Here is a 15,376-nt window from a genome sequence, read left to right on the forward strand (position 1 = left end):
CTTTTGCGTTAGAAACAGTATATTTGCGCTATGTCTGAAAACATGCAAATGAATTGGAAACAGTTGCTCTCTGCTAAGCGTTGGGGATATGAGGATCGTATTAATAAAGATCATCTGGAGGCTCGTTCAGAATTTCAAAGAGACTATGACAGATTGATTTTTTCATCTCCATTCAGAAGATTACAGAATAAAACCCAGGTATTTCCATTACCGGGGGCTGTTTTTGTTCATAATCGTCTGACTCATAGTCTGGAGGTAGCAAGTGTAGGCCGTTCGTTGGGCAGGCTTTTTTATGCAAAAATGAAAGAAGCAAATCCTGATGTAGATGAGGACTATCCGTTTTTACAGGAAGTAGGAAACATGGTATCTGCAGCTTGTCTGTCGCATGATCTGGGTAATCCTGCTTTCGGGCATTCCGGAGAATCAGCCATCTCGACTTATTTTACAGAAGGAGAGGGCCGCAAATTTCAGGAACAGGTCTCTGCAGAAGAATGGGCCGATCTGACGCATTTTGAAGGAAATGCAAATGCATTGCGCATATTGACTCATCCTTTTAATGGGAAAGATGACAAAGGTTTTGCACTGACTTATACCTCTCTGGCCTCTATTGTGAAGTATCCCTGTGCGGCCATCGACGGACATATAAAAAAGAATCATCATCGTAAAAAATATGGCTTTTTTACAGCCGAACGGGAGTCGTTTGCTAAAATAGCTGCGGAGTTGGGGTTGCTGCAGGATCCGACGAATCCTAAAGGATACCTTCGTCACCCACTGGTTTATCTGGTAGAGGCTGCAGATGATATCTGTTACAATATTATTGACCTGGAAGATGCACATCATCTCAAAATCCTGTCTTATAACGAAGTAGAAGAATTACTTTTACCTCTTTGTGGTGGTGAAAACTTACGCAACCGACTGGATAGCCTGAATGATACAGCCAGCAGGGTAGCTTTGCTTCGTGCAAAAGCAATCAATACATTAATTCACGGATGTGTAGATGTATTTTTCAAGGAACAGGACAAATTTCTGGCAGGCACATTTCCAATGGCGCTGATGGATGCACTGGAGGATGACGTTGTGCAGCAGATGAAAAAAATATCCAAAATCTCAGTTGCGCAGATTTATAATGCGCCAACTGTTGTTCAGATTGAAGTGGCCGGGTACAAGGTTATGAATGCTTTATTGGCTGAATTTGTGCCCGCTTACCTCAAAAAAAATAAGAATGGCTATGATCAGAAGTTGGTCGCATTGGTTCCAAACCAATTTTACACAACCAACGATGATGCGTATTCCAAAATCCGCTCGATACTGGATTACGTTTCAGGTATGACCGATGTATACGCCATCGATTTATATCGCAAAATAAAAGGAATCACCATTCCTTCCATAGATTAAGAATAATGATTTAAGGAAAGGGCAGGTAGAAATGTGATCCACATCCTATATTGTTCTTTCCTTATCCCTTATATAATAGCACAATACAAAATACATGAAAGTAGTTATCGCGGAAAAACCGTCTGTTGCAAGAGATCTGGCTCGTGTTATGGGAGCCAAGGAAGTGAATGACGGCTATATTTCGGGTAATGGGTATGCATTTACCTATGCATTTGGCCATCTGGTGCAGTTATGTACGCCACAGGCTTATGGTTTTCACACCTGGTCAGTTTCTAATCTGCCGATTATACCTGCACAATTCAAGCTGGAGTCTAAAAAAGTAAAGAAAGACGGTAAGCAAATGGATGACGGAGGAGCTTTAAAGCAGCTGAATACAATAAAAGGTTTGCTGGATAAAGCAGAAGAGGTGATTGTAGCGACGGATGCCGGGCGCGAAGGAGAATTGATATTTCGTAATATTTACTATTATCTGGGCGCAAATGTTCCCTTCAAAAGATTATGGATTTCCAGCCAGACAGATAAAGCGATAAAAGAAGGATTTGCCAATCTCAAAGAAGGAAGCGAGTACGATAGCCTGTATATGTCCGCAAGGTCGCGCTCCGAGTCGGACTGGCTGATCGGTATCAATGCAACACAGGCTATTACTCTGGCTGCCGGCAATCGAGGATTACTATCTCTGGGACGTGTACAGACACCCACATTGGCGATGATCTGCTCCCGTTTTATTGAAAATAAAAACTTTAAACCAACAGCTTTCTATAAGATACAGGCACAGTTTGAAAAGGAAAATATCAAGTTTAAAGCCACATCTAACCGAATAGATCAAAAAGATCTGGCGGAGGAAACACTGGCAAAAATAACTGTCGGGGCTTCGGCCAAAGTGACCAAAGTAGAAGGAAAGGAAGTCAAAGAACCTCCTCCCTTGCTGTATGATCTGACTAACTTACAACAGGATGCCAATAAGAAATACGGATATTCTGCAGATCAGACACTCAGTATTGCACAGACCCTCTACGAAAAGAAGGTAATCACTTATCCACGTACAGGCAGCCGCTACATCGGAGAGGATGTGTTTGAAAAAATAGAGGAGCTTTTTCAGCATCTTGCAGATACTGCTGAAGAGGGGATCGCAACAATAAGCCGAAATCTGATTGGTGCCAAACTCAATAAGCGCTCTGTAGATGATAAAAAAGTAACAGATCACCATGCCCTGCTTGTTACAGATGAAAAGCCTTCTGCTATGCTTAAGGAGCAATCCAATATATATAATATGATTGCTAAACGTATGGTGGAAAGTTTCTCTGATGTCTGCCTCAAGGATATCACAACTGTAATCATGGATGCGGAAGGCGTAGAACTGATCGCTAAAGGAACAGTTATCAAGCAGTATGGCTGGAGACTGTCTGCGGATCAGCTGGAACAACCGGAGGATGATAAGAAAGATAGCGATGATGCGGATACTGAAAACGCGCAGTTACCAAAACTTTCAGCGGAAGAATTACTGGAAATACTGGCGTTGGATCTGATGGAAAAATTTACCAAAGCCAAACCTATTCATACAGAAGCTTCTCTCTTAAAAGCAATGGAAACTTCAGGGAAGGAAATCGATGATGATGAAATGCGTCAGGCGATGAAAGACTGTGGATTGGGTACACCTGCTACACGAGCCGCAACCATTGAAACATTGTTTCAGCGTGATTATATCAGAAGAGATAAGAAGAAACTGATTCCTACTGATAAAGGACTGGCGGTGTATAATCTAGTCAAAGACCGGGCTATTGCAAAAGTGGAACTTACCGGTAAATGGGAACAGAAACTGGAAGAAATGCGTGCAAATAAAGTATCCTATGATGTGTTTATGAAGCATATCAAAGATTTTACGGTGCGTATCACAAAAGAATTGCTGCAACTGCGGATTTCACTGACACAGGATGCGGAACCACCGAAACAGACCGTCTCTATAAAATGTCCTAAATGTGATAAGGGTAGTATGATTCTGTATGACAAGGTCGCCCAATGTGATCATTATGCAAGAGGCTGTGACTTCAAAATATGGCGTACCCTTTCCGGCGTCACATTGGAAGAAAAGGAAATGAAAAACTTACTCGAAAAAGGTAAAACCGGTGCATTGAAAAACCTTCAGGACAAAGAAGGTAAAAAAGTTGACGGTGTTTTAGTTTTTGAAAATCTGAAAGTCAGTATTGCATAATCCTGCTTGATCAGAAGATATCTTTTAACATTTCCCAGCTACGTTGCGGGTTTGAACCAATCAGATAGATGATTTTGAAAACCCCGTTTAAACATTCGAGAAGCACCATAAAAACAGGAATAAGCAGATAAGACAGCTTACTATGTTTGTATTTGAGTGTATGTATATTCATTAGCTTTTTCAGCATTGGCATTAAATCTTCTCTATAATAATACAGTAACAATGCAATAAAGAGCAGGTAAAAAGACAGACGGAAAGTAAAGGCTATTTTGAAACTATGTGGCATTATAGTCAGATCGATGATCAGAATGTTCACTATTATGGGAATAAGCATTAATGCCCCGATAATGACCGTTCTTTTATAAAGAAGTAATAATGAGGCTGTAATCTGTGAAATTGCGATAAAATATTTAAAGGGTTGATGGTCAAAAAGATACCAGCCTGTTTTGAAGAGCGAAAGGTCTTTTATGGGGGTAGCCAGCTCCTTTGCGGACAGATTCCCAAATTGCCCTCCGGAAAGTTTACCAATACCATAAGATAAAAAAATAAATGCCAGTAAATATCGGATAGAAAGAATGATAAGATCTAAAGTCTTTTCCTGATTGATTCGTAATTGCATAATTTATAATCGGTTGGTTAGTAATATATAGATGCCGGAAATTACAATATTCCATAAAGAAATAAAAAATGGGGATATCGCTAGCCCAGAATACAACAGACACCGAATAGAAATCACGTGTTCTATGGGATGAAAAGAGGGACAAAATCTATAAAAGCGTCTCTGTAAATAATTATGTGTTGTATCGAAAGGAATTCTTGACAGTATGTAAACTTTTTTATATTGGAAATAGGCTACTTTTGTATCCTTATGTCGACAACATTATACAATCCTTTTAAAGCATTTAAATTTGATAATAACACCTGCTTTTTGACAGGTCAACCTTTAGCTTCTGCAGACGAGCAAATTCAGGTCTTTCCGGTATGGATGATGCGGGCTTTTGATCTGGAAGATAAGCCGTTCAAAATGCTGGACGAAAATGTAGTGACATACAAATCATTAAAACTTCCCTGTAGTGCTGAAGCTGCATTGACCATCGAAAAGATGGAGTCGGAGGTAGAGCGTGCTTTTGCCGATGGCTATAAAGCCGTTAAAAATCTTCCTCCTGTTACTCTTTTTCAATGGATGGCAAAAATTGTATATGGAGTTGTATTCAATGAGATTCAATCGGGTATACGCCAGCAGGTGTTATCCGGAGAGGATATGAATTTTTCACAGGCGCTTGTGCAGAAATTTAAAAATCTGCATGCGATGTTACAGTCTTTGCTTGTGCCTATGGAATTTGAAAATACACTGCCGTTTTCTCTGGTTGTAGTGCCTGTAGATAATCCTCCTCAAACCTTCAATTACCGGGATGAGATCAATACTTTGATTTTTTCACTTCGTATGAATGATTTCGGGCTTATTGCCTGTTTGCAGGATAATGCCACCAATAATATCTATCACGAAGAGGCTTTACAGTTGCTGAATGACAAACAACTGCATCCTATACAGTTTGAGGAATTAGCTGCACGATATTTTTATTCGGCATACCTTTTCAACAGGCTACCCGAATATACTTACCTGCATACGCCTGCAATGGTGTATGTGGAACCTATGCCACTTGCTGATATGTCGATGAAACCAATCTTTGATCACTGGCAGGTGAAAACTTATGGACAGGTGTTGGAAAACTTCTGGAAACCGTGGGGTTTTATATTGTATGAAATTATCAAAGACCCAGAGAACCCGATGAGTTTTATTACGGATGAACAGAAAGCTTTTATTCCGAACACAGAAATTACGCTACCGTTGGGATAATATAAAAGTCCCGGTCACATGCTGCGATCGGGACGAAGTTGATTTATTAACAATTGTACTTTTTAGATATCTTATTTTAAGATTTCACGGGCTATAACCAGACGTTGAATTTCGGAAGTACCTTCATAGATCTGCGTGATCTTTGCGTCACGCATCAGACGTTCGACATGGTATTCCTTGACATATCCATATCCGCCGTGAATCTGAATCGCTTCTATTGTTGTTTTCATTGCAACTTCAGAAGCAAATAATTTGGCCATAGCTGCTGCTTTGCCATAAGGCTGTCCGTTATCTTTCAGCCAGGCAGCTTTATGAATAAGGAGTCGTGCTGCTTCTATTTCCATTTCCATGTCAGCTAGTTTGAATTGAATAGCCTGATGTTCGGAAATCGGTTTACCAAATGTCTTCCGTTCTTTAGCATATGCCAGCGCCAGCTCATACGCTCCTGCTGCAATACCGAGTGCCTGCGCTGCAATACCTATGCGCCCACCATCCAGTGTTTTCATTGCAAATTTGAACCCGAATCCATCTTCTCCTATACGATTTTCTTTAGGCACTTTGACATCCGAAAACATAAGAGAGTGCGTGTCTGAACTGCGAATACCCAGTTTGTTTTCTTTCGGGCCTATGGTGAATCCCTCCATTCCTTTTTCTACAATCAAAACATTAATACCGCGATGACCTTTGTCAGGATGCGTCTGAGCGATCACAAGATAGTAATCTGCATTTCCACCATTAGTGATCCAGTTTTTTGTGCCGTTCAGCAGGTAGTGATTTCCTTTATCCTCTGCAATTGTATGCTGTGAAGTTGCATCAGACCCAGCTTCAGGCTCTGACAAAGCAAAAGCACCTAGTTTTTCGCCGGAGGCAAGCGGATGTAAATACTTCTGTTTTTGTTCCTCCGTTCCAAACGCATCTAACCCATAGCATACAAGAGAGTTGTTGGCAGACATAATTACAGCTGCAGATGCATCAATTCTGGCCAACTCCTCCAGCACAAGTGTATAGGCGATTGTATCCATTCCTGCACCACCATATTGGGGATCGACCATCATTCCCATGAAGCCAAGTTGTCCCATTTGCTTAACGTGTTCAAAGGGAAATTTGGCGAGTTCATCGCGTTCAATTACACCTGGTTTAAGATCCTGTTGTGCAAAGTCACGGGCAGCAGCCTGTATCATTTTATGTTCTTCGCTCAGTTCAAATATCATAAAGCACTCATTTTTGATGGTTTATATCCAAATATATTAAAAATATATTATGCTTGCATAGTAAAATTTTATTTTTTATCGCTTCATTGTCACAATTTAGAAGAGTAATTTGTTTATAAAATAAAATCTACTATATTAGTAGGGTAAATAGGTTTTTAATTTAATAATATTAAGAAATTATGAGTTTAAGATTAGGAGACGAAGCCCCGAATTTCAAGGCGCAAACAACAATAGGAGATATTGATTTTCATGATTATATCAAAGACAGCTGGGTTGTATTTTTTTCACATCCATCAGATTATACGCCGGTATGTACAACTGAACTTGGACGTACAGCCAAACTGAAATCTGAGTTTGACAAAAGAGGAGTGAAGGCACTTGCTTTAAGTGTTGACAATCTGGAAGATCATCACAACTGGGTGAAGGATATTAATGAAACGCAGGATACGACAGTCAATTTTCCGATTGTAGCAGATGTCGACCGTCATATTTCGGAATTATATGATATGATCCATCCGAATGCTTCTGCTACTGCAACAGTGCGTTCTGTATTTATTATCGGACCTGATAAGAAGATCAAACTGACATTGACTTATCCGGCATCTACAGGGCGTAATTTTGATGAAATACTACGTGTGATTGATTCTTTACAGCTTACAGCTGATTATTCTGTTGCTACACCTGCAGATTGGAAACATGGAGAGGACGTCATCGTGGTACCGGCTATTAAGACCGAAGATATACCGGCTAAATTTCCAAAAGGATTTAAGGAAATAAAACCTTATCTGCGTACTACTCCACAACCGAATTTATAGCAAATTATTATAATGATAAATGTCTTTCATTTTGTATTAGCTCAATACAAAATGAAAGACATTTTTATTTGCATAAATTACCATCTGCCTCCGGCTCCGCCACCTCCACTTGATCCTCCACCGAAACTGCCACCTGATGATCCGGAGGAACCGGAAGATCCCGATGAACCGGAAGATCCTGAAGAAGTGCTTCTGACTTTTTTAGGTATAGTGACTTTGCCTAGCTCTATCTCGTAATTACAATTTCTACAATCCTGTTTTTCTATACCGGTGCCTGAGCTGGAATAAGTAGCTGCAGTGATTGTTTTGATATAAGGGGTGTGGAAGGTAAAGAAGTGACATTGCGGACACTGCTCATAGGAATAAGCTTCTTCTCCATCAAAAGCATTTACCTGAATTTTTCCTGACTGCAGGTTTTTCCAGAATTCGAAAATTTTTGATTTGACCTTCTGTTCATTTTTCTGACCATCGTTCAGATATTTTGTAAGTTCCTTTGCGCTTATTTCATCTTTATTTATTCGTTTCCATTGTCCTGACTCATCCGGAGGAATAAACCGGACTTTTACTTTATTTCTAAACTTAAATACGGCAAAAAGATCAAAGAAGGCTAGCGGAGCAATAAAAGGAATTAAAAAGGCTCTTGACGAAAATTTGGAAAGGGCTGTGGACTTGCTTTCATCATCCTGATACGAGTCGCTGATGAGTGTTCTCGATTGGTTGTATTTCATGGACAGGATCAGACTGCCAAGTATGCCTAAAAATATAGGGAGATTTTTGAGTTTAAAAACCTGCTCCAGGTTGTTGAATCCAAAAGCAAAGATAAAGATGCTGAAGAATAACATTATCCCGAAACATCCGCATCCGCTGACGACGGGATTAAGTCCTTTTTTGATTTTGATCTGTCCCGATACGGATTTGGTAATCCATCCCAGATAGAGATATATTATAAGTACTATTAAGAAAATGATACCGACTTTATTTAAAAGTTCAGCATGTTTGAACCAGAAGGAGTTATTACGTTTGAGTATAGAATCCAGTTCTTTTACAGAATCCGGAGCTAACAGGGACTGCTTAATAGCTTGCATAGCGGCCAGAACCCCTGCGTCATAGTCTGAATTTCGAAAATGTGGAACGAGAAAGGATTCACCTACTCTTTTGAGATAAGCATCAGGAAGAAGAGCTTCCATCCCGTAGCCTGTTATAAAACGGTAATAATGTCTATCCTTTCCAATAAAGAGTAGGAGGCCATTGTTTGCTTCCTTTTTGCCGATACCCCAGGTATTGAAAAGACGGTGTGCAAAAGCAAAGTCATCATCCCCCTGAAAATCATTGACAATAACAACTGCGACTTCGGCCTTTGTCTTCTCTTCAATCTCAACTGCTATCTGATTTAGTTCAGATTCAGTAGCACTGCTAAGTATGCCATTTGGATTGCTCACATAATAATTTTGTCCATTCTCTTTAGGATTGGGAATCTCTTCTACGGCATACTGAGCTTGCACAGGCAGGGATCCGAAAAGGAGAGAAGCATGAATAACTATACTGAATACGGTATAGCAGAATACATGCATGAAACTCTTGTTGTTTTTCATTTGGTATTACTTACTTCTTTAAGAATCCGATCATTTATTTCGGGGGTGTTGGTTATTTCTTCACAATTCATATATAATACGAAAGAAACATAAATGTATTGTACTTCACCGAATATAAAAAAACTGAAACATAAATAACAAAAAAAGAGCTTCATCTTTCTAAGAAATGAAGCTCTTTCATTATTGTAAAAGTATTTTTAAAAGACTTTTACCATGTAAATATAGTCTTGCAATTGTTTGATCTGATCTGTCCTTGATAAATTCGACAGACTATTCTTTTTGTTTAAAACAATTTCTCCATTTAATGAGTTTGCAGGGATTTCATTTAATGCATCTAACAGGATTTTAGTTTTGATTGCAAAACCTGCCCCGTCAATGCCTGTTTGTTTACCGCTGATAATACCAATGATATTTCCTTTATTATCCAATACAGGACCTCCACTGTTACCAGGGTTGACCGGAATAGATATCTGATAAGCGATGGTATCGCCGGCATATCCGGTTGCGGAACTCAGATATCCTTGTCCATAGACCGCTTCATCACGAGGGAACCCGATAGTGTAGATATCTTCACCTAAATCTGAAGATCTTGATTTGAAGGTATACGGAATACTTTTAAGCTTTCTGAAATTACTATCGTTAATATGCAGAATAGCCAGATCTTTTGCAGCATCTGTATAGATAACACTTGCTCTGAAGGAATCTCCTTTGTTATTCTGTAAATGGATAGAATCAGCACCGTTGATCACATGAAAATTGGTAACAACATAACCGTCTTTAGTAACCATAAAACCTGTAGCGCCATAGTGACTGTCTACTTTATTATTGATGTCTTTTTTCTTGTTGTCGATATTGCGTAGGGCGGCATTATGTTCGTTGACATTGCGCTTTACATTGTTCATATCTCTGCGCAAAGCACTATAGTCCGTCGATGCTTTTTCCAGATTGGTATAATAACCACTCAGCCACAATGTAGAGAATACAGAAATAATAGCAACCGCTGCAGCTACAGCAATATTTAATTTAAAACGTGCCTGAATCGGAACAACAGGCGTTTCTTTTGTTTGTGTTTTATGTTTATGACTACGGTGGTAAGATGTCGATACATTCTTCAGCTGATTTTTGAAATCCATGCGTGCTGTTACAGATTGCATATCGTTGATAAATGTACGGTGCTGTTGAAGCTGGATACTGAAAGTCGGATTTTCAGCACAAAATGCTTCAAAGGACATGCGCTCTTCCGTGGTCATCTCATTCCGCAGATATCGGTCTGCGAGGTCATAAAATTCTTGTTGACTCATCATTGCCATGGCACTGGTCCTTATTATTATATTAGTTACAAATTAATTCTCACTCTGAAAAAAATACTTTTTCAGCCTTTGCAGGCATTTGTATTTTTGAGTTTTGGCATTGTCAGTATTCGTATAGCCGAATTTTTCACAAATGTCCTGCATAGAATGATTCAGGATATAAAAATCATGAAGAATCGTCTTACAGGGCTCCCCCAGTTTACTCATGGCTTCTTCCATTTGTGTAAATCTGAGATCCAGCTCTTCGTGTTTGTCGATATCATCCTCATATTGAAGGGTATCTTCATAATCACGAATGTCATTTGTTGCATATCCTGCACCATTACGATTGAGCTGCTTCAGCCATAGTCTTCTGCAAATCGAATACAGATAGGTTTTAAGTTTACTTTTCAACTCAAAATCTCCGTGCGATACTTTATCATAAAGCACGATTACTGCTTCCTGAAAAATATCTTTCGCTTCTTCCTCACTACCATTGTTCTGGATAATCATATGGCTGATACTGGGATAATATAACTTGTAGATTGCATCTAAAGCTAAATGATCACCAATCAGAATTCCATCGATTATTTCCTGGTCATTTTCCGGAGTGAATGATTTGCTAAACTTACTCACCTATTAATACCTTTTATAACTAATAGTAACCCAATTACTTTGATGAATTTGAAACTTTTAACGAAAAGCATGTAGTTACTCATTCCAAACGTACACTATTTTTTTTAAAATGGATAGGATTATTTGGGCAATTTTTGAATTAAAACGGTTAGAATTGCTGGAATGTTGTGTCTCAAAGATTTATTTTTTAACAGAGACTTTTTCCGTATTTATCATTTTTTGAAAATCCGGAATAGATTACCGGATGAGATCTTTAATTTCAAATGATAAATCGATTTATCAAGTCTTTTTGGTATCTTCAATCTGAAAATAAACCTATAACTATAAATTCTAAAATTAAAAATGCTGTTCAGCTTTTAGAATTAATATGATCTGCCTATGAAAAAGAGAATTTCCCTGTTTGTCTGTTTGAGTTTTATGACTCTTGGTTTTTGTCAACAAAATCCCGTGATTAAGGGCTGGTATGCTGACCCCGAAGGTATTGTATATAATAATACCTACTGGATATTCCCGACGTATTCTGCTCCATATGAAAAGCAGATTCTTTTCGATGCTTTTTCATCCAAAGATCTGGTCCATTGGGATAAGCATGAACGTATATTGGATACGGCTGCTGTCAAGTGGGCAAAAAAAGCGATGTGGGCGCCCAGTGTAATAGAAAAGGAGGGGAAGTATTATCTGTTTTTTGGTGCAAATGATGTACATCCGGGAGAAGTAGGAGGGATAGGAGTTGCTGTGGCGGACAAGCCTGAAGGTCCTTATAAAGACTTGTTAGGTAAGCCTCTTATACAAGATGTCATTAATGGTGCGCAACCCATTGATCAGTTTGTGTTTAAAGATAAGGACGGCAGCTACTATATGTATTATGGAGGGTGGAAACATTGTAATGTGGTGCGGCTGAAGGATGATTTTACGGGTATACAGCCATTTCCGGACGGACAGGTATACAAAGAGGTAACTCCTGAAAATTATGTGGAAGGACCATTTATGTTTATTTATAATAATAAGTATTATTTTATGTGGTCTGAAGGAGGATGGACCGGTCCGGATTATAAGGTCGCATATGCTATAGCTGATTCTCCGTTTGGCCCTTTTGAAAGGGTCTCTACTATCTTAGAACAGGATTCGACTATTGCTGTTGGTGCAGGTCATCATTCCGTTATAAAAGCTCCTGATGCCGATAAATACTTTATTGTGTATCACCGACGCCCAATAGGTAAAACCAGTGCGAATGAAAGAGAAACATGTATTGATGAATTGAATTTTGATAAGGATGGTTATATCTTACCTGTAAAAATGACTTCCACAGGTGTCAGTCATCCTTTGAAATAAGCATATTGAAAAGATCTGAAGGGGAAGTAGTGCCTTTATAAACAAAAAAAGCATCCACATAACGTGGATGCTTTAAAAGCGGTCTGGACGGGACTCGAACCCGCGACCCCATGCGTGACAGGCATGTATTCTAACCAGCTGAACTACCAGACCTAATTTTTTAATTGTAATAAAGAACAAATTTGAAGTTTTCACTTCATTTGAAGCGGTCTGGACGGGACTCGAACCCGCGACCCCATGCGTGACAGGCATGTATTCTAACCAGCTGAACTACCAGACCTCAAATTTTTTAATTAAATAAAGAACATGATGAAGTACCATTTACTTCTTATTTTTTAGCGGTCTGGACGGGACTCGAACCCGCGACCCCATGCGTGACAGGCATGTATTCTAACCAGCTGAACTACCAGACCTTTTTCCTTCCTGAGAAGGTGTGCAAATATAGCGTTAATTTCTTTATTTGCTAATAATTTTTGAAAAAAAACTACTCTACAGTTCCTTCTTTCATCTTTTCTGCATTCTCTGCAAACTGTAATGCATCGATAATTCCTTGAATATCACCGTCCATAACAGCTGGTAAGTTATACAATGTTAACCCGATACGATGTTCGGTAACTCTACCTTGAGGGTAGTTGTAGGTACGTACTTTTGCCGAACGGTCACCTGTAGATACCATTGTTTTTCTTTTTGCAGCAGTATCTCCGTGTTTCTTCTGAACTTCCAGCTCATACAATTTGTTACGAAGCATCTCCATTGCCAGTTCTCTGTTGGCCAATTGCGAACGTTCTACCTGACATACCACTACGATTCCCGAAGGTTTGTGTGTTAATTGTACTTTGGTTTCTACTTTATTTACGTTCTGACCACCGGCACCTCCCGAACGGGATGTCTGCATTTCAATATCTCCGGGATTCAATTCGACATCGACATCTTCTGCTTCCGGTAAAACCGCAACTGATGCTGCTGATGTGTGTACACGACCCTGAGTCTCTGTATCCGGTACACGTTGTACACGGTGTACTCCTGACTCATATTTTAACTGGCCATATGCATCGTCACCGATTACTTTAAGAATTACCTCTTTATAACCACCTGAAGTTCCTTCTGTGACATCCATTACTTCATTTCTCCAGCCTTTTGTTTCAAAAAAGCGGGTATACATACGGTAAAGATCCCCCGCGAATAATGCGGCTTCGTCTCCACCTGTTCCTCCACGAATCTCAATAATTGCATTTTTGGCATCTTCCGGATCTTTGGGAATAAGCATAAGACGAATTTCTTCTTCCTTCTCCTCTTTCTGTCCATAGAGTATGTCCAGCTCTTCTTTGGCCATTTCTCTAAGCTCCTGATCTTTTTCATTTGCCAGAATGTCTTTATTTGCATCAATGTTGCTGACCATATTTTTGTAAATATGGTACTGATCAACAATTCTACCCAAATCTTTATATTCTTTATTAAGTTTGGCGAAACGTTTCATATCACTGATTGTATCAGGATTGCTTAATTCAGCTTCCACTTCCTGCCAACGTTCTTTTATAGCTTGTAATTTATCTAACATAAAATCAAAATATGACGACACTTCCTGCCAACGGCCAAGATGTGTCTTTTTTTAGTGCACAAAAATAAAGAAATTTTGTCGCTTTTTATAAGTTATATTAATGGGAAGAAACCACCTTTAATCCTATTATCGAAGCTATTAAGGTAAAAATGAAGAAAACTCTCCAAAAGTCGACGGGTTCTTTGAAGAAAAAGATACCCATTAATACAGTCCCTACTGCTCCTATTCCAGTCCAGACGGCATACGCTGTTCCCAGTGGTAATGTTTGTGTAGCCTTCATGAGCAAGCCCATACTGAGGAACAAAGATATTATGAATCCCAGGTACCACAGATACATTTGTGTCCCTGAGGTTTCTTTTGCCTTACCCAGACAAGTCGTAAAACCTACTTCAAATAATCCTCCGATGATAAGAATAATCCAATTCATAATTAATGTCTAAATATGTAGGGCAAAGGTGTGAATAACAAATTTAAATCGAAGTTTTTTTATCATTTTTTAATTGCAGAAACGGGCTTATTTTGTGTTAAGCTCATTGTTCCATTGTAGCAATTCTAGTTTGGTTCCATCCCAAACGGCATAAGATTTACCTTTGAACCATTCTCCGAGATTAATAATCTGACTTCCGGAAGAGAGCGGAAGATGGTAAGAAAGGTGGCGGTGACCGAATATGTAAAAATCAAAATGCTGAGTATTTTCCAATTGTCTGGCATACTGGATCAGCCACTCCCGGTCTTCACCTAAAAAGATTTCATCGATATCATTGGCTGCTCTGCTGGATCTGGACCAGCGCTGAGCAATAGCTATACCCAGATTGGGGTGCAGCCTGGCAAACAGCCATTGGCAGGCTTTGCTGCGGAATATTTTTTTCAGGAATTTATATTTTTTATCACCATCTCCCAATCCATCTCCATGATGTAAATAGAATGATTTACCATCTCTGATGATTTCGAGCTCATTATCTATGATGTTTGCTCCAAGCTGATCCCGCAGATATCCAAACATCCACATGTCATGATTGCCTTTGAAAAAGGTAATTTTGACTCCTTCATCAGCTAATTCTGCTAATTTTCCCAGAAAACGGATATATCCTTTAGGAATCACGGATTGATATTCAAACCAAAAGTCAAATACATCCCCCATAAGATAGAGTTCTTTTGCATCTGATTTGATGTGATTGAGCCATTTTACTATCTCATGTTCACGGGCAATTGATTTTGCTTCAGGATAGGATCCTAAATGAAAATCGGATGCGAAATAGATATTTTTTCTGTCAGACATTTTTTCAAAACTACCTAAATCAGTGTAATATTCAAATTCGGATACAGACTAAATTACAATCCTTACATTGCTTTTAAAAAGTAATGGTCGCATCTGAAGTCTGATTATCCCTAATCGGATTGCAGTGAAATCAAAATCGGTCTTATCTATCTATTGAGTTCACACATAAATTAGTAGATTTGTGATAATAGCATTAACGTAT

13 protein-coding genes and 3 tRNA genes are annotated in these 15,376 nt (G+C 39.0%); 5 read left to right on the top strand and 11 right to left on the bottom strand.

Annotation, left to right across the window (positions count from 1 at the left end; all coding sequences use genetic code 11):
• Positions 1-30 precede the first annotated feature (30 nt).
• Both B4B65_RS03470 and B4B65_RS03475 read left to right on the top strand, forming a co-directional pair.
• Positions 31-1,395: a deoxyguanosinetriphosphate triphosphohydrolase gene (locus tag B4B65_RS03470; protein ID WP_293913363.1), complete on the top strand. Its 1,365-nt coding sequence runs from the start codon at positions 31-33 to the stop codon at positions 1,393-1,395.
• A 94-nt stretch (positions 1,396-1,489) separates the two neighbouring features.
• Entirely contained in the window at positions 1,490-3,604 is a 2,115-nt protein-coding gene (locus tag B4B65_RS03475; RefSeq protein WP_293913365.1) for a type IA DNA topoisomerase, read from the top strand.
• A 10-nt stretch (positions 3,605-3,614) separates the two neighbouring features.
• Here the strand turns inward: B4B65_RS03475 and B4B65_RS03480 are convergent, their stop codons facing one another.
• Positions 3,615-4,223 (bottom strand): DoxX family protein, encoded by a 609-nt coding sequence (locus B4B65_RS03480; RefSeq protein ID WP_293913367.1) that lies wholly within the window; start codon positions 4,221-4,223, stop codon positions 3,615-3,617.
• A 249-nt stretch (positions 4,224-4,472) separates the two neighbouring features.
• On the opposite strand from B4B65_RS03480, the gene B4B65_RS03485 reads away from it, so the two are divergent.
• Positions 4,473-5,462, top strand: a complete 990-nt coding sequence (locus B4B65_RS03485) for a hypothetical protein (RefSeq protein WP_293913369.1) — start codon at positions 4,473-4,475, stop codon at positions 5,460-5,462.
• A gap of 71 nt (positions 5,463-5,533) precedes the next feature.
• Here the strand turns inward: B4B65_RS03485 and B4B65_RS03490 are convergent, their stop codons facing one another.
• Positions 5,534-6,673: an acyl-CoA dehydrogenase gene (locus B4B65_RS03490; RefSeq protein WP_293913371.1), complete on the bottom strand. Its 1,140-nt coding sequence runs from the start codon at positions 6,671-6,673 to the stop codon at positions 5,534-5,536.
• A 179-nt stretch (positions 6,674-6,852) separates the two neighbouring features.
• Between B4B65_RS03490 and B4B65_RS03495 the strand changes: the two genes are divergently transcribed.
• Positions 6,853-7,488, top strand: a complete 636-nt coding sequence (locus B4B65_RS03495) for a peroxiredoxin (protein ID WP_002997239.1) — start codon at positions 6,853-6,855, stop codon at positions 7,486-7,488.
• Positions 7,489-7,565: 77 nt separating this feature from the next.
• Here the strand turns inward: B4B65_RS03495 and B4B65_RS03500 are convergent, their stop codons facing one another.
• The 3 genes from B4B65_RS03500 to B4B65_RS03510 form a co-directional block, all read right to left on the bottom strand.
• Positions 7,566-9,080 (bottom strand): TPM domain-containing protein, encoded by a 1,515-nt coding sequence (locus B4B65_RS03500; protein WP_293913373.1) that lies wholly within the window; start codon positions 9,078-9,080, stop codon positions 7,566-7,568.
• 197 nt (positions 9,081-9,277) lie between these two features.
• Entirely contained in the window at positions 9,278-10,384 is a 1,107-nt protein-coding gene (locus B4B65_RS03505; RefSeq protein ID WP_293913375.1) for a S1C family serine protease, read from the bottom strand.
• 39 nt (positions 10,385-10,423) lie between these two features.
• A complete protein-coding gene (locus tag B4B65_RS03510; protein ID WP_293913377.1) occupies positions 10,424-11,005 on the bottom strand; it encodes an RNA polymerase sigma factor in 582 nt (193 codons plus the stop codon).
• A gap of 378 nt (positions 11,006-11,383) precedes the next feature.
• Between B4B65_RS03510 and B4B65_RS03515 the strand changes: the two genes are divergently transcribed.
• Positions 11,384-12,337 carry a glycoside hydrolase family 43 protein gene (locus B4B65_RS03515; protein WP_293913379.1) on the top strand — a complete coding sequence of 318 codons (954 nt, stop codon included), beginning with the start codon at positions 11,384-11,386 and terminating at the stop codon, positions 12,335-12,337.
• A gap of 79 nt (positions 12,338-12,416) precedes the next feature.
• Here the strand turns inward: B4B65_RS03515 and B4B65_RS03520 are convergent.
• The 6 genes from B4B65_RS03520 to B4B65_RS03545 form a co-directional block, all read right to left on the bottom strand.
• A tRNA-Asp gene (locus tag B4B65_RS03520) sits at positions 12,417-12,490 on the bottom strand.
• A gap of 53 nt (positions 12,491-12,543) precedes the next feature.
• A tRNA-Asp gene (locus tag B4B65_RS03525) sits at positions 12,544-12,617 on the bottom strand.
• Between the two features lie 59 nt (positions 12,618-12,676).
• Positions 12,677-12,750: transfer RNA gene (locus tag B4B65_RS03530), tRNA-Asp, on the bottom strand.
• A gap of 71 nt (positions 12,751-12,821) precedes the next feature.
• A complete protein-coding gene (gene prfA, locus B4B65_RS03535; RefSeq protein WP_201681501.1) occupies positions 12,822-13,895 on the bottom strand; it encodes a peptide chain release factor 1 in 1,074 nt (357 codons plus the stop codon).
• A 97-nt stretch (positions 13,896-13,992) separates the two neighbouring features.
• Positions 13,993-14,322 carry a DMT family transporter gene (locus tag B4B65_RS03540; protein WP_002997227.1) on the bottom strand — a complete coding sequence of 110 codons (330 nt, stop codon included), beginning with the start codon at positions 14,320-14,322 and terminating at the stop codon, positions 13,993-13,995.
• Between the two features lie 87 nt (positions 14,323-14,409).
• The gene (locus tag B4B65_RS03545) at positions 14,410-15,174 is read right to left on the bottom strand and encodes a UDP-2,3-diacylglucosamine diphosphatase (protein ID WP_201681502.1); all 765 of its coding nucleotides are present in this window, start codon (positions 15,172-15,174) and stop codon (positions 14,410-14,412) included.
• Positions 15,175-15,376: the final 202 nt, after the last annotated feature.

The sequence above is a fragment of the Sphingobacterium sp. UBA5789 genome (assembly GCF_002418355.1).
GTDB lineage: Bacteria > Bacteroidota > Bacteroidia > Sphingobacteriales > Sphingobacteriaceae > Sphingobacterium.

Excerpts from the sequence above, each read along its gene's own strand:
- B4B65_RS03470 (WP_293913363.1), top strand. The coding sequence starts at position 31 with ATGTCTGAAAACATGCAAATGAATTGGAAACAGTTGCTCTCTGCTAAG.
- B4B65_RS03475 (WP_293913365.1), top strand. The coding sequence starts at position 1,490 with ATGAAAGTAGTTATCGCGGAAAAACCGTCTGTTGCAAGAGATCTGGCT.
- B4B65_RS03480 (WP_293913367.1), bottom strand. The coding sequence starts at position 4,223 with ATGCAATTACGAATCAATCAGGAAAAGACTTTAGATCTTATCATTCTT.
- B4B65_RS03485 (WP_293913369.1), top strand. The coding sequence starts at position 4,473 with ATGTCGACAACATTATACAATCCTTTTAAAGCATTTAAATTTGATAAT.
- B4B65_RS03490 (WP_293913371.1), bottom strand. The coding sequence starts at position 6,673 with ATGATATTTGAACTGAGCGAAGAACATAAAATGATACAGGCTGCTGCC.
- B4B65_RS03495 (WP_002997239.1), top strand. The coding sequence starts at position 6,853 with ATGAGTTTAAGATTAGGAGACGAAGCCCCGAATTTCAAGGCGCAAACA.
- B4B65_RS03500 (WP_293913373.1), bottom strand. The coding sequence starts at position 9,080 with ATGAAAAACAACAAGAGTTTCATGCATGTATTCTGCTATACCGTATTC.
- B4B65_RS03505 (WP_293913375.1), bottom strand. The coding sequence starts at position 10,384 with ATGATGAGTCAACAAGAATTTTATGACCTCGCAGACCGATATCTGCGG.
- B4B65_RS03515 (WP_293913379.1), top strand. The coding sequence starts at position 11,384 with ATGAAAAAGAGAATTTCCCTGTTTGTCTGTTTGAGTTTTATGACTCTT.
- prfA (WP_201681501.1), bottom strand. The coding sequence starts at position 13,895 with ATGTTAGATAAATTACAAGCTATAAAAGAACGTTGGCAGGAAGTGGAA.
- B4B65_RS03540 (WP_002997227.1), bottom strand. The coding sequence starts at position 14,322 with ATGAATTGGATTATTCTTATCATCGGAGGATTATTTGAAGTAGGTTTT.
- B4B65_RS03545 (WP_201681502.1), bottom strand. The coding sequence starts at position 15,174 with ATGTCTGACAGAAAAAATATCTATTTCGCATCCGATTTTCATTTAGGA.